The sequence below is a fragment of the Haloferula luteola genome (assembly GCF_014201715.1).
Lineage (GTDB): Bacteria > Verrucomicrobiota > Verrucomicrobiia > Verrucomicrobiales > Akkermansiaceae > Haloferula > Haloferula luteola.
In genome coordinates this window covers 63,057-80,826 of record NZ_JACHFD010000009.1, presented here as the reverse complement: position 1 = coordinate 80,826, position 17,770 = coordinate 63,057, and the positions used below count along the sequence as shown (strand labels likewise).

Sequence of the window (17,770 nt, the reverse complement as noted above, 5' to 3'; positions counted from 1 at the left end):
CACGCCGTGCGTTGACCAGAGAAAAGGACGTATTACGAGGAAAAAAGCTCCACGAGATGCTACGTAGATGGCTCTGCAGCCTTTGTATTTACAGCCTTCGATTGACACCTGGCAGTGCTCAGAGTTGGCTCGCGGGGTGGAACCTTCCCGCCTCCCGCTTCGCCCTCATCACCCACTGGTGGTGGGCAGTTTCGGCACTGCCGATGCGCTTGAAAAGCTCGCCCCAGAAAGGGTCGAGGCAGCTTGCGACCTGATCGAGGTGCGCCTCGATTTGCTCTCTGCCGACGAGCGGCGCCTGCGGAATTGGCAAAGATTTGAAAAACTTCCGGTGCTTTTCACCGCCCGCAGGGCCTCTGAAGGCGGATCGGGCGATCTGGACGCGCGAGCGCGCATGGCCCTGCTCAACGAAATCCTCGACGACGCCGCGCTGATCGACATCGAAGTGGCCTCCATTCCGGAAATGGGCGCCTTGATCACCGAATTGGCCGCCCACGAGCTCCCGTGGATCGCCTCATTCCATGATTTTCACGGAATTCCCGAAATCGCTCAACTGCATGCCGCCAAAGAAGCGGCCCGACACGCCGGTGCTGCCGGATTCAAGGCCGCCTTCGCGATGGACTGGCAGTTGGATCGCCTCCCTTCCCTCGGGCAATTCATTGTCGGCTCTGACTTTCCCGTGGCCCTGATGGGGATGGGACCCTTTGCTCCGATCTCTCGGGTGACGTTCGCCCAATTCGGATCCGTCTTGAACTACGGCTACCTCGGCGACACTCCAACCGCTCCCGGCCAATGGAGCGCGGCGCAACTGCGGCAGGCCATCCAATCGGTCCAGAGCTATCCCGTCTCCTGATCAAGCCCCCACGATCTCTCTGGGAGCATCCGGTAGTGCATCCAGAAAGATCTTTCCGTAGCGCTTCGTCAGCACTCGATTGTCGAGCAGACACACCATTCCCGAGTCCTTCGCGGTGCGAATCAATCGGCCCACGCCCTGGCGGAGCTTCAAGATCGCCTCTGGCACCGAATAATCCATGAAGGGGTTCTTTCCTGAAGCCTCCAGCGCCTCCAACCGCGCCTGCGTCAAAGGATGATCCGGCACCGCAAATGGCAGGCGTGTCACCACAACGTTCGAAAGTGCCTCCCCCGGCACATCCACTCCGGTCCAGAAGCTATCCGTCCCGAACAGCACGCTGTCCGTCTCCTCCCGGAACACCTCAATCATCCGGTGCCGCGGCATCCCTTCCCCCTGCACCAACAGCCGCCAGCCCTCGTGCTCAAAGCGATCCCGCAGCGCGGCAGCCGCATCCCGCATCATCCGGTAGCTGGTGAACAACACGAACGCTCGTCCCCGACTCATCGCGACCGCGTCACCAATCGCCCGAATCAACGCAGGACCATACTCGCGGGAACTCGGTTCCGGCATCGATTTCCAAATTTTTAACTGCATCTGACGCCGGTAGTCAAAAGGACTACCAATACTCCGTGCTTCGACGTCCTCCGCGCCCACGCGCCCTCGAAACCACGACAGCGCCGGATCTCCGACCCCCAAGGTCGCGCTCGCCATCACGCACGTCTTGCCCTCTCCAAACAACAACGGACGCAAACGATCCGCCACATCCACCGGTGCCGCGTGCATCGAAAACAAACTCTCGTCGCGTCCCGCCTTCTCCACCCAATGCACCGAACCCTCGTCCCTCTGATCGAGGAACGCCGCAATCGACCCGTGCACCTCTCGCAATCGCCGCGACGCATCCTGCAGCTCGCTGCGACTCATCTCATGCTCCGTTTCCGCGGCAATCGCATCGATTCTCTCCCACAATTCCCGCAACGGAGCCGCCGCCAAATTCGGCACAATCTCCGGCTCCCGAACTCGCCACTCCTTCGACCACTCCCCAAATCCCGCCGCTCCGCCGAGAGTATCGAACATCTCCTCAGCCGCCATTCGAGCATTCTCCACCGCTTGGAACAGCGCAGCGTTGCCATAACCCCGCAGCAACCCCTTGCGCCGTCGCCCGTCGTAAAGCCGCTGCAGATCGAATCGCAGCCCGGCCTGGCTCACCCGCAGCCCGAGTTGCACCGCTGCCACCTGCTCCACAGTGTGCGCCTCATCCAGCACCGCAAAGTCATCTGGAAACAAAAAACCGGCCGTGCGGCCGTCCTCCGACAGCTCGCCGGTGTCCATCAGCGCAAAAAACAAAGTGTGATTCACCACCACCAACCGCGCCTCAGCGGCCCGCTTCCGCGCCTCCTGAAAAAAACAATTTCCCCGGGGCCCACAATACCGAGCCGTGCAAATATGAGCCTCCGAACACACCTGCAGCCACACCTTCATCGAGGGCTGAAAATCCAAATCACTCAGCGTCCCATCCCGGGTCGCTTCCGCCCAGCGAGCAATCGCCTCCAACTCCTCCGCCTCCCCCGAAGTGAACAAATCCCGTGTTTGCTCGCGAGCACGCTTGAGACGCGCCGGGCACAGGTAGTTCCCCCGCCCTTTCAACAACACCGCCGGCAATTCCTGCCCCAGCAACTTGCGAACAATCGGGATGTCTTTGCGCACCAATTGCTCCTGAAGATTGATCGTATGGGTTGAAATGATCGCCTTACGCCCACTCGAAAGAGAATGGAGAGCGGCCGGCAGCAAATAGGCCAGAGATTTCCCCACTCCCGTCCCCGCTTCTGCAACCAGCGACCGCCGCTGCTCCAACGCCCGGGCCACCGCCACCGCCATCTCCAATTGCTCCTGCCGAAACTCAAAATCGGGCGACTTTGACAACAAGCCTCCCGGTGAAAAAGCCTGGGCAATTTCCGCAGCGAGTCCGCCCGGTGCCGCCTGTTCTCCCGCAAGTCCGATCATCGGCCGCCATTCCGCGTCGCCGCCGCCCGCCATCCAAGCCCGAAGTTGATCCTCCTCCGCAATCTCCCTCCCCTCGCCGCAACCTTTACAAGCCGACCGATCCGTCCATCCTTTGGGGCCGACCGAGCCATGTCCCGCCGATTTCTCCCCTGCCTCATTCTCCTCATCGCCGGAATTGCCCTGGCGGCGGTCCTGGTGCCGCAGGAACAGGCTGCCGTGACGACCCATCTCGCGAGCTTTCCTGACGCCGACGCCACGTTCCAACAACTCCGCCCGTGGGTCCTCGCCGGACTCTGCCTCGTCCCCGCTCTCGGCGGACTGTTTTATGGACTCGGGGGCACCCTGGCTCGCTACGTCACCCGCCAATTCCTCGTCCTCCTCGGCCTCGCCTTCAGCGCCCTCCTGATGATCTGGCTGCTGATCGATTTCCAGGACAACCTTTCCGAACTGAGGTCTTCCCAGAACGTCGGGCTCACCATGCTGCGCCTCTACTCCGCGCGCCTTCCCGAGGTCTTTACCATCCTCATTCCCTACGCCCTGTTGCTCTCCCTGCTCTTCTGCCTGGGCAAACTCTCCACCTCGCGGGAAATCATCGCCATGATTCAAACCGGGCGCGGCCTCGCCCGCGTCACCACCCCTTTCCTGCTCACCGGCCTTCTCGCGACGCTCTTCTGCATGGGCCTCGATTTCCAATGGGCACCTGCCTCCGTCGCCCGCGAAAAACAGATCCTCGACAGCGCCCGCGGGCTCAGCGAATCCGCCGCCGATTACGTCCTCTTCCGCAACCCCCGCAAACCGCGCATCTGGATGGTCCGGAGCTTCCCTGCCAATTTCACTCAGGGTGCTCCTCTCGTTGGCGTCCGCGTCGTTCAAGAAAACCCCGACGGCAGCCTCCAAAGCAGCCTCGTCGCCGACACCGCCGCCTGGGATCCCGTCCGCAAGCAATGGCGCTTTTCCGGCGCCGTCATGCGCAAGATCGAAGCCGGCCAACCACCAAAATTCGTTCACGACCTCCCCGATCCCTACATCGTCTCCGATTGGCGTGAGACCCCCGCCGAGATCATTCAACCCGGCCTCCCCGCTCACCAACTCGGCGTCCCGGCCCTCGCGGGATGGCTCAAATCCAAAAGTCACGTCTCTCCGGCCCGGGCCACCCACCGTACCCAGTGGCATCACCGCTTCGCCCAGCCCTTCAACTGTCTGATCATGGTCCTCCTCGCCACCCCGCTGGGAGTCGTCTTTTCCCGTCGAGGCGCCAGCGGTGGCGTCGCCTTGGCCGTCTTTCTCTCTGCCGGACTGATGTTCGCCACCACCATTTCTCTCACTCTCGGCGATTCCGGCCACCTCCCTCCCTTTGTCGCAGCTTGGTTGCCTAACGTCCTCTTCGGCCTGCTGGCCATCTTCCTCTTCCAGCGTCGCCTCGCCGGTCGCCCGATCTATCAAACCTTGCGTCGCCTCATCCCGAACGAATCCTGAGGCCCCTCCTCCCATGCTCCAGTCCTGGCACATTCGCTCTCGTTCCCGTCATTGCGCCCTGTCCGGGGAGCCTTTCACGGAAGGAGAGACCATCATCACCGCCCTGTTTCCTGATCCCGAATCCTCCGGTTACCTGCGGAAAGATTTTTCCCTAAAAGCGTGGGATGCTCAGGAATCCCCGTCCGAGGTTCCATTCTCCTTCTGGAAAACCGTCTACCTCCCACCATCTCAGGCGGAAAAGGAGGACCCCATGAAAAAGGAGGACCCTGAAACCCTCCTCCGTCGTTTGGTCGACGAAGACGAGGATCATACGGAGAACGTCCGCTACATCCTCGCCGTGATGCTCGAACGGCAGAAACTCCTTCGAGAAACAGACTCCCAAGCCGTCCCCGGCGGCATTCTTCGCGTCTATGAACACCGCAAGACCGGTGAAGCCTACTTGATTCGAGACCCCAATATCCCGCTCGATGAAGTCGAGCGAGTCCAAGAGGACGTGATCTTCCTCCTCGAGCACGGTGGCCGTCGCCCTGAGGATGTCGCCGCGGAAGCCGCGGAAGCCACGGAAGCCACGGAAGCCACGGAAGCCACGGAAGCCACGGAAGCCACGGAAGCCACGGAAGCCACGGAAGCCACGGAGACCGACGAGACCGACGAGACCGACGAGACCGACGAGACCGACGAGACCGACGAGACCGACGAGACCGACGAGACCGACGAGACCGACGAGACCGACGAGCCGCCGCCACCTCGCGGCAGCTCGATCTGATCGGCCCACCCCAGCAACTCTCCAAAGAGCTCACCGCTCCGCCAAAGAGGGGGATCTCAGGATCCCCTCTCGCGTCCAAAGAAAAACCGCCCGCCCCCATGAGGGACGGACGGTCTTGGAATCAGCAGTTCAAAGAATCCACTTAGGCGGTCGGAACTTCCTGAATCGTCTTCAGGATGCGACCCGCAATGGCGTAGGGATCGCCTTGGGAATTCGGACGGCGATCTTCGATGTAGCCCTTGTAGTCGTTGTTGACGAAGCTGTGCGGGATACGGATCGAGCAACCGCGGTCAGCGACGCCGTAGGAGAAGGTATCGATCGAAGCGGTTTCATGCAGACCGGTAAGGCGCATGTGGTTGTCCGGACCGTAAGCAGCAATGTGCTCTTCCTTGTTCTTCGCGAAGGCTTCCATGAGCTTCTCGAAGTAGGCCTTGCCACCCGACTCACGCATGAAGGTGGTGGAGAAGTTGGCGTGCATCCCGGATCCGTTCCAGTCGCCCTTGAGGGGCTTGCAGTGCCAATCCACGTCGACACCGTAGCTTTCGCAAAGGCGCATCAGGAGGTAGCGAGCCATCCACACATCGTCCGCAGCCTTCTTCGAGCCTTTGCCGAAGATTTGGAATTCCCACTGGCCCTTGGCCACTTCGGCGTTGATGCCTTCGTGGTTGATGCCTGCGTCAAGGCAGAGGTCGAGGTGCTCTTCCACGATCTGACGTGCGACATCACCGACATTCTTGTAGCCAACGCCGGTGTAGTACTCGCCTTGAGGATTCGGGTAGCCGCCCTTCGGGAAGCCAAGCGGACGGCCCTCTTCCACGAGGAAATATTCCTGCTCGAAACCAAACCAGGTGCCTTCGTCATCCGGAATTTCGGCGCGGGCGTTGGTCGGGTGAGGGGTGCCATCAGGAAGCAGAACTTCGCACATCACCAGCACACCGTTGTTGCGGGTAGTGTCAGGATAAACGGCCACCGGCTTCAGGAGGCAGTCGGAGTTGTGGCCATCGGCCTGCTGGGTCGAGCTGCCGTCGAAGCTCCACATCGGAAGTTCCTCAAGAGTCGGGAAACTTTCAAACTCCTTGATCTGAGTCTTACCGCGGAGGTTCGGGACGGGAGTGTAGCCGTCGAGCCAGATATACTCCAATTTGAACTTGGGCATCGTAGTCGGTTGTTTGGTGGTTTGTCGGTTTGCGTGACGCGAAGTCGCGTGGATGGGGGAAATCCGTGACTCCCAACGGGAAATGGCCACGAATCCCCGTGGACAAAAGAAGCAAATAGCGGGCCACTCGCGACCACGGAATGAAAATTTTTCGCTAGAGTGACATCGCTCCCACGAGCAGGCTGAGCACTGCCTTCGTATGGAAAATCCGGAACAATCCATTCCCCAACTTCGATGGTCCGGCCGCACCGATGTCGGTCGCTTCCGCAAAAACAACGAGGACGCCTTCCTCGCTCTGAACTTTGATCATCAAGAAGTCCGTTACCTCGGAAAGGATGGATCTGGCAGCCTTGAGTTCGCGGACTTCGTTTTCGCCGTCAGCGACGGCATGGGAGGCGCCAAGGCGGGTGAAGTCGCCAGCAAGATCGCAGTCGAGAAGATCACCCGACTCCTTCCTGCCAGCTTCAAACTCGGGGCATCGAGGCTTGACGCCGGATTCTCCGACGTGCTCGCCGAGGTGTTTTCCGCCACCCACGCCTCCCTCATCGAGCTCTCCCGTCACTACGAGGAATGCCGAGGAATGGGCGCCACCCTCAGCCTCGCCTGGTTCATGCCGGGTTGGATGGCCTTCGGACATGTCGGCGACAGCCGCATCTACTCGCTCCCCAAAAACGGCGACATGATCCAAATCACCCACGATCACAGCCGGGTCGGTCACCTCAGAAGACTCGGGAAGATCAACGAACGCGAAGCACGGACCCATCCCCAACGCAACGTGATCGATCAAGTCCTTGGCGGAAAAACCCAGTTCCTCGACCCGCAATTCGGTCGCGTCGACTACCAAACGGGCGATCGCTTCCTGCTCTGCTCGGATGGACTTTGCGATGGCCTGTGGGACCGCAGAATCGACGAGATGGCCCGCGGCGAGTTCGACGCCGAACAGCTCGTTCGCTACGCCGTGTCCGAATCCGGCCGCGACAACACCACGGCCCTGCTCATCGAGGTCCAGTGAGGGATTTGCGCGGACTTCCTCCGCTTGCCCGGTGTTTCGGAGGATGCATGTTAGGGGATTTCCCATCATGCATGGCCCCCGAGTATACGCACGCCGCCTCGCCTCTTGGCTGAGTCTCAACCATCCCCGCACAGCCCGATGGCTAGGATTTGCCCACGCACGACGGCGTCCCCTCCTCCGGCTTTTCCTCATCACCATGCACATCATCGGCTTCTTCCAGTCGATCTCCGCAGTGATGGATACCCGCACCTCCCAAGGAGCCATCGCCTGGGCCATTTCACTGAACACCTTCCCAGTGGTCGCCGTTCCCGCCTACATGATCTTTGGTGACAACGATTTTCAGACCTACGTCACAACCCGCCAAGCCGGCATCAAGGACCTCCGACCCATGGCAGAGCATTTGATCGAGTCGGTCAAAACCGCCGATGTTGCCCGCACCGACCTGCCTGGTTTGATGGGAACCCTTTCCAACCTATCGTCGCTGCCTGTCACCTATGGCAATCAGGCGGAAATCCTTGTCGATGGGTCGCCCACCTTCGAGTCGATCTTCGAAGCCATCGATCAGGCAGAAAACTACATCCTCGTCCAATTTTACATCATCCGAGACGATGAAACTGGGCGAGGACTCGCCGAGCGGCTCGCTCGCAAAGCCCGAGAGGGCGTTCAAGTCTACCTCCTTTACGACGACTACGGCTGCCTCGGTCTCTCCTCCAGCTACCTCGATTCTCTCCGCCAAGCAGGGGTGCATGCCCAGTCATTCCTCAACCTCGTCGGCGGTGCCAACCGCTTCCAACTGAACTTCCGCAATCACCGCAAACTTGTCGTCGTCGATGGAAAGACCGCTTTTGTCGGCGGACACAATGTCGGCGACGAGTACCTCGGTCTCCATCCGACTCTGAGCCCGTGGAGAGACACTCACATGCGCCTCACCGGGCCCGTGGTCACCAGCCTTCAGGTCCCCTTCGCCGAAGACTGGAACTGGGCAACCGGGGAAATCCTCGATCACCTCGATTGGAACATCGAATCCAAGGCAGCCGACACCCCCGACGGCATGGAAGCCATCGCCATTCCTACCGGGCCAGCCGACCCGATGGAAACCTGCTCGCTCTACTACCTTGCTGCCATTCACGCAGCCCAGAAGCGACTCTGGATCGCCACCCCCTATTTCGTTCCGGACGAACCGATCACCCAAGCCCTCCAACTCGCCGGTCGACGGGGCGTTGATGTCCGCATCCTCATTCCCGAACAGTTCGACAGCAGCCTTGTACGTTACTCGTCGTATTCCTACCTCAGGGAACTGGAGATGGCGGGAGTCCAGATCTGGCGCTTTCAAAAGGGATTCATGCACCAGAAAGTGCTGCTGGTGGACGACGACTTCGCCACCATCGGTAGCGCCAATGTCGACAACCGCTCGTTCCGTCTCAATTTCGAGCTCCAAGTCGGCATTCGCGATGTCGGCTTTGCCAGCCAGGTAGAAGCCATGCTGCGCGAGGATTTTTCCCATAGCCGACGGGCTCGGCCTGAAGACCTCGACCGCCAGTCTTGGCCCTTCAAGGTGGGTGTCCGGGTATCGCGTCTGCTCGCACCCATCCAGTAGTTCAGATCCTGCATTGCGCATTGCATGCATGCACGGGAGGGAGTCGCAATCAGCACGAAATCGGCATGAGTTGGATCCGGATTCGCACACCCCGAAAAACCGTTACTTGCTGCCTATCAAAACTTTAACAACCCATTCACTCATCGTGGCACAGCCCTTGCGAAAAAGGGTCCCGACATGAAACTCCAACACATTCCAACTCTGGGTCTCTTTGCTACCTCGATCATGACCTTCGGTCTTACCTCCTGCGACGTCGATAAAGTCGAGGACGGAGAGCTGCCGAAGGTGAAGGTGGAAGGCGAAACCAAGTTGCCCAAATATGAAGTCGAAGGTCCGGACGTAACCGTCGGCAAGAAGAAGGTCGAAGTCGAAGTTCCGACCGTAGATATCGACCTCCCAGAAGAAGAGGACAACGAAGCCCCGGCCACCGAGCCGCCAGCTGAGCCTGCCAACGAAGAGTAATCCTTAACCCCCACTTACCATGGCAACACCAACAACTGCCACCGGCACCAACAAGCTGCTTCTGATCATCATCGCCTTCTTCCTCCCGCCACTCGCTGTGGCATTGAAAGAAGGCCTCAACGGAAGCTTCCTGCTGAACCTAGTTCTCACCCTCCTGTTCTGGCTGCCAGGATTCATTCACGCCCTGCTCGTCATTCTTTGACACACGGCAAAACCGGGCCGGGGTTCGATCCCCCGGTCCGGCTTTTTTTGACTTCGATGAAACATCACTCGTCCACTCCACAGCACCGAAGCGCTCGCATCATCGCGATCGGTGCAGGGTTCCTTCTTCCTGCTTTGGCAGCCAAGGTAGCTCGCATGGGAGCAGGCTGGATCTACCGTGGAGTGACCCGCAGCGACCCGCCACGCAATCCGGCGAGAGCCGACGTCGGCTGGAAAGAAGCTCTCGCCTGGACAGCACTAGCTGGCCTCACCGGAGCCTACTCGCGGCTGATCGTCCGCCGCTCCCTGCCGCTCCTTGGCCTTCCGGCCGAAGGATACGACATGGAGGAAAAAACCGACGAACTCGCTTAAGCAGAGCTTCCTATTTTCCGGAGGCCTTCTTCAACTCGTCCACGGTCCACGGCACGAACTTCCGGGCATCCACCTCAGGGCGAAGTTCCGCAAACTTTTCGGCCTTCACCGGCGCTTCGTCCAGACCGCCGAATGCTTTCCGGATGTAGCTGGCGATCGCCGCCAATTCGTCATCCGTCGAATGACTGTGACCCGGCATGGCGCTCACATAATCTTCTCCCTTCACGGTCACCGGGCCCATCAGGCCCCCAAGCATGATGCGAGCGACCGTGTCCATGTCTCCTCGTACCCACTCCGATTCGAACAACGGAGGAAATGTTTTCGCGACCCCCTTGCCATCCGATTGGTGGCACTCGATGCAAAGCTTCTGATACAGCTCTTTGCCCTTCACCAAATGAGGCGGAAGCGGAGCCTCCTTCGGTTTCTCGGTGGGCTTTTCACCCAGCGCGCGAATCAAATTCGATCGATCCGGCTCCGCGACAGCATCCAGAGCCGCAATCACACTCGGATCGACCTCATGGCCAGCCATCCTCTGAGCAACCCAAGCCACCTTGTCCTTCGCCCAGCCTGCCGATGTGGCCAACTCTGGCGCCGCCGCCTTGATGAGTTCTCCTCCCTGGCGTAGCATCGCCAACGACGCGGCATCTCGTTCGTAGTCGTCGGCAAACTGACCGGCTTTCACCGCCTGCCAGAGACCCTGCGCCAAGGTCTCATTCTCTGCAGCATCGGCCACCACCGTGAAGATTCGCAGGCGATCCCGCGGCGATTCCGCCTTCATCACGACCTCGGCGAGAGCGGCGAGCGACTCGGCGTCACCCAGGTCCACCGACTCGGCGGCTTGAAGCCTCACGCCGGGATCCGCGTGCTTCAAAGCATCCCGCACCGCATTCTTCGCAGCTTCTCCCGGCAAATTCGCCAGCACTCGCACGGCATGATAAGCTCCCAAGGGCGCCTCGACCCCCTCCGGTGAGGCCGACATTTGCAGGAATGAAAGTAGCGTCGGAACGGCGTCTTCCTTCCCACGTTCGATCAACAACCGCTGGGCTTGAAGGCGCAGAAATTGAGATGGCGAATTCAACTGACGGGCCAATTCCAACGGATCCGAAGTCGACATGGTGGGCACCTTCCGCACCGGACGGTCTTGAGGCACAACCCGCCAAATCCGGCCGTGCTCACGATCGCGCAATGGCGTCACATACGCATTGCCCTTGCCCGGATTCTGATGGCCGGTGTGGAATGGGCTGTGCGGTTGATCATATCCCCGCGCCGGGTTCCAAAAACGGAACACGACATTGTGCTGAATGATCGGATTGTACCAGTCGGCAATCCACACCGCTCCGTCAGGTCCGGTCCGGGCATACACCGGGGAACTCCAGGCATCCGCACTGGCATACAGATTTTGCCCCCGCAGATTCGTGGTCTTGATCGACCCCTGATCTGTGACTTTCCCCATCGAAACCAAGTGACCTGTCGGTTCGCAGATGAACGCCGAATCCTTGGGAATGATGTGATTCCCGAGCAAGGTGTCGTTGTAGAAAAAGTGCCCAGCCGCGGCCGTGTAGCGCTCGATTTGGTCAACCTGAGTGATGTCGCTCGTGTTCGGATACATGAACGGCCGATCATCCAACTGCGGTGTCCGAGGTTGCTCCATCCCACTTTCGCGATACACGCGCTGCGGAATCGAAACCATCCAGGAAGGATTGTTGTTAGCCGTCGATCCAAACACGGATCCATCCTCCTGCAGACCGATTCCCCAGGTATTGTTGGTCGTCGCCTGAAGATAGTCCAAATCCGAAAGATCGGGACGGAAACGAAAGACCCCTTGGCCGAACTTCTTCGGCTTCCCGGCAACCTGCATGTCGACACCGCTATACCCGACCGTCGCATACGCCCAATTGTCCATCCCGTAGATCAGATTGGAAACCGAGGCGTGGGTGTCGCCCATGTTGAAGCCACTTCCGAGCACCACCTTCTTGTCCGACTTGTCGTCTCCATTCGTATCGCGGAGGAAAACCAAATCAGGACCATCCGTGGCGATCACCCCGTCGAGATGAAAGGTCAGCCCGGTGCAATGACGCAGGTGATCGGCAAAGACCGTCATCTTGTCCGCTTTCCCGTCACCATTCGTATCCTCGAGAATCTTGATCCGATCCTCACCCTTGCCTTCATCGAGGGGAACATCATTCGGATATCCCAACGCTTCGACCACCCAGCAACGTCCACGGGCATCCCAATCAAGGGCGATGGGATTCACAATCATCGGCTCACTCGCGAACAATTCCAGCTTCGTTCCAACCGGGACCTGCGCGTGACGAGCACTCCCATAAGGCGTCAGGGGTTCCTGAAGCTCCATCATCGGAATCTCCGGGTGGGCCCGATCCCGCACCCGTGGCTCATCGAGCTTCAACTCCGGCTTCTCATATTTCGCAAACATGGCCGCCTTCTGCGTGCCAACTGCCCAACGAATGGCCCTCGCCACCAACTCTTGATAAGCAGGCTCTTTCCACACTCGCAGGTCATGACCACTCGCCGTGTAGAAAACCCGGCCTTTGCCCTCCGTGCGCAGCCACGTCCAGGGCTCCGGCTTGGTCTCGCCTTGGTTGATCGGAGGTCGAACCTGCAACAGGTGGCGATCTTCGCTCAAATCCTCGTGCACATACGTTTCATCCCAGGCCTCCAAAACCGGCAAGTCCTTGGTGATCGGATGACGCTTATCGATATTCTCCGGCGAGAAAATGTGACCCTCGTGACTTTTGAACTTTCCGCCCACCAGCGAGAACCACTCCGGTGATGGGTGGAAGCATCCGCAGGCACTGTGCAGCGCCACCAAACCGCCTCCATCCTTCACCCAGCCGAGAATCGCGGTCGGCACCACATCCTGTTCATGGTTCGCGTAAACCACCAAAGCATCGTAGCCATCCAGCACCTCGCGCTGCATGTCCCCAAGGTCCTCCGTGTAGGTCAGATTGTAGCCTTGCGGACCGAGAGCTTGCTTCAGAAAGCGATACCTTTCCAGCGGGTTGTGACCTCGATCATCCCCGAGAAAGAGGACTTCCAAGCGGCGCGGCTGGGCGACTTGGGCCGAAAGGGAGGAAACCAGCAAAGGAATGAGCAAAAGAAGTCGGATCATTGCGAAGGATCGATGGGTTGAGACCGTATGGGGCGGGCTGGCTGAATTACCGTTCTCAAACCGCTGGAATTTCATTCCTTCCGACAATTCGGCCCATTACGTAAATTTCACCTTCCCGTCGCAAGCACTCCGCGTTTTAGTTCAACCTTTCGACTTCCGACACTTCACATGCCTGTTCGCATTCTCATCGCTCCCGACAAATTCAAAGGAGCCCTGACCGGCAATCAAGCTGCCGAGGCCATCGCCTCCGGGATCCGCAATGTGCTCCCAGAAGCCGCACTCGATCTTTGCCCGATTGCCGATGGCGGAGAAGGATTCATGGCCACATTGGCCCCGGCCCTTCAGGGAAAATGGATTTCCTGCCCCTCGGTCGACGCACTCGGACGTGAAATCGAGTCATGCTACCTCCTCGCAGAAACCCGCGATGGCCGGGTCGCCGTCATTGAAATGGCCGAAACTTCCGGTCTCTGGCGGCTCCAAGAAAACGAGCGCGACCCCATGCTCACCCATACACGCGGCGTGGGCAAACAGATGCTCCACGCCATCCAAACCTACCATGTCGACAAAATCGTGCTCGGCATTGGTGGCAGCGCCACCAACGACGGTGGCTGTGGCATGGCGCAGGAACTTGGCTATCATTTCCTCGATGCTGCAGGAAGAGAACTGGATGCCACGCCCGCGGCCCTGGCCTCCCTGACCCGCATCGATGCCTCCGAGGTTCCTCCTCTTCCTGCCATCACCGTCGCTTGTGATGTCGACAATCCACTGCTCGGCGAACGTGGTGCAACCGCCGTGTTCTCGACCCAAAAAGGATCCACCGAAGAAACCCGGCCGCTTCTCGAGGCCTTCCTGAACCGACTCGTTCAAGTCACCGGAGCCAATGACGCCTCCCTCGATCCCGGTGCCGGCGCCGCAGGTGGCCTCGGCTTCGGATTGCTCCATTTCACTTCCGCCCGTCTCGTCCCGGGATTCGATCTGCTGGCCCGCCTCCTCGATCTCAAAGGTCGCGTCGCCGCGGCCGACATCGTCATCACGGGTGAAGGGTCCATCGACCACCAAAGTCTATCAGGGAAGGGCCCCGTCGGCATTGCCCGAATGGGCCGCGCCCATGGGAAAACCGTCGTCGGTTTCTGTGGGCTCGCCGACCAAGCCGCGCGCGACTCCGGGGAATTCGACTTCCTCGTCGCCCTCGCCGATACCGGGAAGTCGATCCCTTACCTCATTTCCCACGCTGCGGACGAACTCGCCATCGCTGCGGCCCAACCGGATCTCTACGACCCTGACGGACGTTCTGAGCTCCGCCCGGTAGGCGCCCGCTGAACCCTGGCGCGAGTTTTCCCGTGCATTTCCGCGGATCTCGTCGTCCCATCCCGGTGGCATGAGCATCGCGGAAAACCAACAGGCCGTCCTCGACGAACTCGGACTCTTCCAAGACTGGCAAGAGCGCTACGAATATGTCATCGGCCTCGGGAAAACCCTGCCTCCCATGGACGCCGAACTCAAAACAGATGACTGGCTCATCAAAGGCTGCCAATCCCAAGTCTGGCTTCACGCCACCTCGGCAAACGGGAAAGTCCACTATGCCGCCGACTCGGACTCTGTCATCACCAAGGGCATGATCGCCCTCTTCGTGCGGGTTCTCGACCAGCAACCCGCCGACGAAATCCTCACCGCCGATCTCTCCTTCATCGACCAGACCGGCCTCAAAGAGCACTTGGCACCCACCCGCGCCAATGCCCTCAATCTGATGGCGACCCAGATGAAACAGCGCGCCCTCGAATTCGCGAATGCCTGAAGCAGTCGCCGACCGCTGATTTCAGTGCCCCTTGCCGAATCGCTTCGTCAATGGGTGCACCACCGCCAGCACCAATGCTCCCGCGGCCATCCCGCACAACGCATTGAAGCCATTTGCCGCCAACCCGTGAATCACCCCAGGGGTGCCGTCCAAGGCGCGCTCGATCCCATGGTGCAGTGGCCCCACATTGTGCACGAGAATGCCTCCTCCCACGAGGAACATCGCGGCCGTTCCCACCACCGAGAGGGTTTTCATCAAATACGGCGCCGCTCGCAAAATGGCCTGTCCGATTTTCCGCAGCATCCCGGATTTTTGACTCAAAAAGAGCCCAAAGTCATCGAGCTTCACGATGCAGGAAACCAATCCATAGACGCCGATCGTCATGATCACGCCAATCGCCGCCAGCACCATGGCTTTGGTGGCAAAACTCGTCTCTGGATTCTGGGTCACCACTCCCAACGTGATCACGATGATCTCAGCCGAGAGAACAAAGTCGGTCCGAATCGCCCCCTTGATCTTGGCCTTTTCATCCAAACCACCGTTCGCCCCCCCCTGAGCTTCCGCCAACTTCCGCTCTGCAGCCTCCGGGCTTTTCCGCTTACGGTGCTGGATCCAATCGAGCACTTTTTCGACCCCCTCAAAACACAGATACGTTCCTCCGAGCATCAACAAAGGTTGAATGGCACCGGGAATGAAGTGATCGAGCGCAAGAGCAGCGGGCACCAAAATCAGCTTATTCACCATTGAGCCCTTGGCCACTCCCCAGACCACAGGCAGCTCCCGTTTCGCCACAACCCCGCTCACCTGCTGGGCATTCAGTGCCAGATCATCCCCCAACACGCCCGCCGTTTTCGACGCCGCCGTCTTGGTCATCACTGACACATCGTCGAGAATCGACGCGATATCGTCCAATAGCATCCACAGCGAAGCTCCAGCCATGGCCCGGATTCAAGGGCTTACGGCACTTCTGCCAAGCACCATCTTTCCGCGCTTCATAGCCCAAAGCGGGCCTTCACGGCTTCCCTCTTGAGTCGTAGCTCTCGCCATTCGTTTACCAACCGACTGGCTTCAATCACCCCGCAGCCCGCCGGCAACTTCACATCTTCCCCTCGCCACCACACACCACGGATCGCTACCAGCACCCGAGCCACCCCATTCACCCAGGCTCCAAAAGGGGCCCCGAACTCCACTGGAGCCCCCAATCTCTCCCGCCAGGTCTGCAATCTCGACATCGTCTCTCCGGTCCGAGGAAGAGGCCCCAAAGCCGGGGTCGGATGCAGCCGCCGAATCAGCGATTCGACCGATTCATCGCGATCCAGTGCCACTTCGATCGGCGTATGGAAATGAACAATAGGCCCGAGATCCAGCACCTCCCGGGCTCCGCGCTCCAACCTCCCGAGATCTCCCAGCTTCGAAACCAATGCCTGGGCGACAAACTCGTGCTCGCGAATCTCCTTTTCGTCCACGGCCAGAACCTCGCGCTCTTCGGCACGTGCCGTTCCCGCCAGTGCCATGGTTCTCAACATCCGGCCCTCCAACATCAGAAGATGCTCGGGCGACATCCCGGCAAATCCCCCGCGGCCATCCACCCACCCATAGGGAACCAGCGGCGGAGGCCCTGCCAATGCTCTCACCGCTAAGCTAGGCCCCGCACCCGCCACGAAGCTTCCCCGTTCCACCACCACCGGCACCGTCTTCTCAAAAATTCCCCAGCGAATCGAAGTCGTGATCTCCTGAAACACCCCAGCAAACGGACTCGCATCCAATGCCTCCCACGCCACCCGAGGCGGTTCTTCACCCTCCCACTCCCTCGCCAGCGCCGCAGGCTCCATCAGCGCCCACTCCGCAGGGATCCACCAAGGGAGATCCGAGCTCAGACCAAAATCGTTGCGGTAAAAGGCCGCGCCCGACTCTGGGGCCACCGCCGATGCTCGAAAGGGCCCTCTGCCCACCAGCACCTTGCCTCCCGACCATCCCAAAAATGCCCAAGTGTCTTTCATCCCTCCTGCCGCGAAAGTTGCTCACTTTGCGCCTGAATCACCATCTCCAACTCCTTCACGCGCTCCATTTCCCGGGCCGAACGCAAGGCTCGCATCACGAAGCCCACAGAAAAAATCAGCTGCCCCAACCAGCCAAGGCCTGCCAGCGGATTCCAACCCATCCAGTCATTCCCCCCAAAACCATCAATCAACATCCCTCCAACGACCAAGTTCAACCCATCCGCGAACGTCACGATCAACACCCCCACCCACAAAGCCCAATACGCCAAATCCCGCGCCGTCCGCCTCCAAATCCAGGTGCCGATCCACCATAAAATCAGCGGCACCAAGTTGAATCCCATTCCGAAAAACAGCGAGTAAACCATGGAACGATCTAAAGCAGACCCCATCCACTCACCACGGAAAAATCGTCTCCCACACACTCGCCCGGGCGCAACGCAAGATCGCCTCTTCCTCGTCGACGCGACGCAAGCGAACTTTCTTCCTCAACTCCATGTGACCCCGCTTCACCGCTTCCAACTCCACCCCCACACCACTCATGCGGACGGCCACGTGCCCTGCCATCACCAACATCCCCACTGCCAAAACCCAAGCAAAGGGCGCCCATCGGCTTACCGCGGAAAACACCAACACCACTGCCACCAGCGCCGGAAGAATCCTCAGATTCCACCAGCCGATTCGCCGACGCTTCGCCTCTGCAATTCCCTCCATTTCCATCAATTTCAATCCTGCCTCGCGCAACGCGCTCCCTAATGCGGCCGCATCCCTCAATTCTCCCGAGCGCCCGGCGGGCACGCCCAACGCATTCCCCAACTCGGCGACAGACATTTCGCACGGGATCCGTCGTCCCTGATCTCGAATTCTCCCCCAAAACCACCATCGCGCTACCGCTGCCGCGATCAGCGTCATCAGAGATACCAGCATCAGCAATCGGGCCACGTCCTGAACTTCC

At 59.8% G+C, this 17,770-nt stretch carries 17 protein-coding genes; 10 read left to right on the top strand and 7 right to left on the bottom strand.

The genetic code is table 11. From position 1 onward, the window contains the following. The first annotated feature begins 67 nt into the window (after nucleotides 1-67). Nucleotides 68-850, top strand: a complete 783-nt coding sequence (locus HNR46_RS10310) for a type I 3-dehydroquinate dehydratase (protein WP_184018459.1) — start codon at nucleotides 68-70, stop codon at nucleotides 848-850. On the opposite strand, the gene HNR46_RS10305 is transcribed toward HNR46_RS10310, so the two are convergent. Continuing rightward, on the bottom strand, nucleotides 851-2,851 hold the full coding sequence (locus HNR46_RS10305) for an ATP-dependent DNA helicase (RefSeq protein ID WP_184018457.1): 2,001 nt from the start codon (nucleotides 2,849-2,851) through the stop codon (nucleotides 851-853). It abuts the gene before it with no gap. 129 nt (nucleotides 2,852-2,980) lie between these two features. Between HNR46_RS10305 and HNR46_RS10300 the strand changes: the two genes are divergently transcribed. After that, nucleotides 2,981-4,327, top strand: coding sequence for an LptF/LptG family permease (locus HNR46_RS10300; RefSeq protein WP_184018455.1), 1,347 nt, complete (start codon nucleotides 2,981-2,983; stop codon nucleotides 4,325-4,327). Between the two features lie 13 nt (nucleotides 4,328-4,340). Beyond that, nucleotides 4,341-5,093 (top strand): hypothetical protein, encoded by a 753-nt coding sequence (locus HNR46_RS20630; RefSeq protein WP_221285117.1) that lies wholly within the window; start codon nucleotides 4,341-4,343, stop codon nucleotides 5,091-5,093. Nucleotides 5,094-5,235: 142 nt separating this feature from the next. Here HNR46_RS20630 and HNR46_RS10290 read toward each other — a convergent pair whose 3' ends face one another. Further along, nucleotides 5,236-6,249: a glutamine synthetase beta-grasp domain-containing protein gene (locus HNR46_RS10290; protein ID WP_184018452.1), complete on the bottom strand. Its 1,014-nt coding sequence runs from the start codon at nucleotides 6,247-6,249 to the stop codon at nucleotides 5,236-5,238. Nucleotides 6,250-6,448: 199 nt separating this feature from the next. Here HNR46_RS10290 and HNR46_RS10285 point away from each other — a divergent pair, with 199 nt between their 5' ends. The 5 genes from HNR46_RS10285 to HNR46_RS10265 all read left to right on the top strand — a co-directional run bounded on the left by HNR46_RS10285 (nucleotide 6,449) and on the right by HNR46_RS10265 (nucleotide 9,893). After that, complete coding sequence (locus HNR46_RS10285; protein ID WP_184018450.1) at nucleotides 6,449-7,261, top strand: PP2C family protein-serine/threonine phosphatase; 813 nt, start codon at nucleotides 6,449-6,451, stop codon at nucleotides 7,259-7,261. Between the two features lie 196 nt (nucleotides 7,262-7,457). Beyond that, nucleotides 7,458-8,858, top strand: coding sequence for a cardiolipin synthase (cls, locus tag HNR46_RS10280; RefSeq protein ID WP_221285116.1), 1,401 nt, complete (start codon nucleotides 7,458-7,460; stop codon nucleotides 8,856-8,858). A 177-nt stretch (nucleotides 8,859-9,035) separates the two neighbouring features. Next, the gene (locus tag HNR46_RS10275; RefSeq protein ID WP_221285115.1) at nucleotides 9,036-9,320 is read left to right on the top strand and encodes a hypothetical protein; all 285 of its coding nucleotides are present in this window, start codon (nucleotides 9,036-9,038) and stop codon (nucleotides 9,318-9,320) included. Between the two features lie 19 nt (nucleotides 9,321-9,339). Further along, on the top strand, nucleotides 9,340-9,522 hold the full coding sequence (locus HNR46_RS10270; RefSeq protein ID WP_184018447.1) for a YqaE/Pmp3 family membrane protein: 183 nt from the start codon (nucleotides 9,340-9,342) through the stop codon (nucleotides 9,520-9,522). 56 nt (nucleotides 9,523-9,578) lie between these two features. After that, nucleotides 9,579-9,893, top strand: a complete 315-nt coding sequence (locus HNR46_RS10265) for a DUF4235 domain-containing protein (protein ID WP_184018445.1) — start codon at nucleotides 9,579-9,581, stop codon at nucleotides 9,891-9,893. 10 nt (nucleotides 9,894-9,903) lie between these two features. Here HNR46_RS10265 and HNR46_RS10260 read toward each other — a convergent pair whose 3' ends face one another. Beyond that, nucleotides 9,904-13,023, bottom strand: coding sequence for a PVC-type heme-binding CxxCH protein (locus tag HNR46_RS10260; RefSeq protein ID WP_184018443.1), 3,120 nt, complete (start codon nucleotides 13,021-13,023; stop codon nucleotides 9,904-9,906). A gap of 168 nt (nucleotides 13,024-13,191) precedes the next feature. On the opposite strand from HNR46_RS10260, the gene HNR46_RS10255 reads away from it, so the two are divergent. Both HNR46_RS10255 and HNR46_RS10250 read left to right on the top strand, forming a co-directional pair. Next, on the top strand, nucleotides 13,192-14,343 hold the full coding sequence (locus HNR46_RS10255; protein WP_184018441.1) for a glycerate kinase: 1,152 nt from the start codon (nucleotides 13,192-13,194) through the stop codon (nucleotides 14,341-14,343). Between the two features lie 58 nt (nucleotides 14,344-14,401). Continuing rightward, on the top strand, nucleotides 14,402-14,818 hold the full coding sequence (locus HNR46_RS10250) for a SufE family protein (protein ID WP_184018439.1): 417 nt from the start codon (nucleotides 14,402-14,404) through the stop codon (nucleotides 14,816-14,818). Between the two features lie 21 nt (nucleotides 14,819-14,839). Here the strand turns inward: HNR46_RS10250 and HNR46_RS10245 are convergent, their stop codons facing one another. Genes HNR46_RS10245 through HNR46_RS10230 form a run of 4 tightly spaced genes read right to left on the bottom strand, consistent with a single transcriptional unit; the run spans nucleotide 14,840 to nucleotide 17,757 of the window. Beyond that, entirely contained in the window at nucleotides 14,840-15,757 is a 918-nt protein-coding gene (locus HNR46_RS10245; RefSeq protein WP_184018437.1) for a DUF808 domain-containing protein, read from the bottom strand. Nucleotides 15,758-15,810: 53 nt separating this feature from the next. Further along, a complete protein-coding gene (locus HNR46_RS10240) occupies nucleotides 15,811-16,818 on the bottom strand; it encodes a chorismate-binding protein (RefSeq protein ID WP_184018435.1) in 1,008 nt (335 codons plus the stop codon). Further along, the gene (locus HNR46_RS10235) at nucleotides 16,815-17,183 is read right to left on the bottom strand and encodes a hypothetical protein (protein ID WP_184018433.1); all 369 of its coding nucleotides are present in this window, start codon (nucleotides 17,181-17,183) and stop codon (nucleotides 16,815-16,817) included. The genes HNR46_RS10240 and HNR46_RS10235 overlap by 4 nt, the downstream gene beginning before the upstream one ends. A gap of 28 nt (nucleotides 17,184-17,211) precedes the next feature. Beyond that, on the bottom strand, nucleotides 17,212-17,757 hold the full coding sequence (locus tag HNR46_RS10230; protein ID WP_184018431.1) for a hypothetical protein: 546 nt from the start codon (nucleotides 17,755-17,757) through the stop codon (nucleotides 17,212-17,214). Nucleotides 17,758-17,770 lie beyond the last annotated feature (13 nt).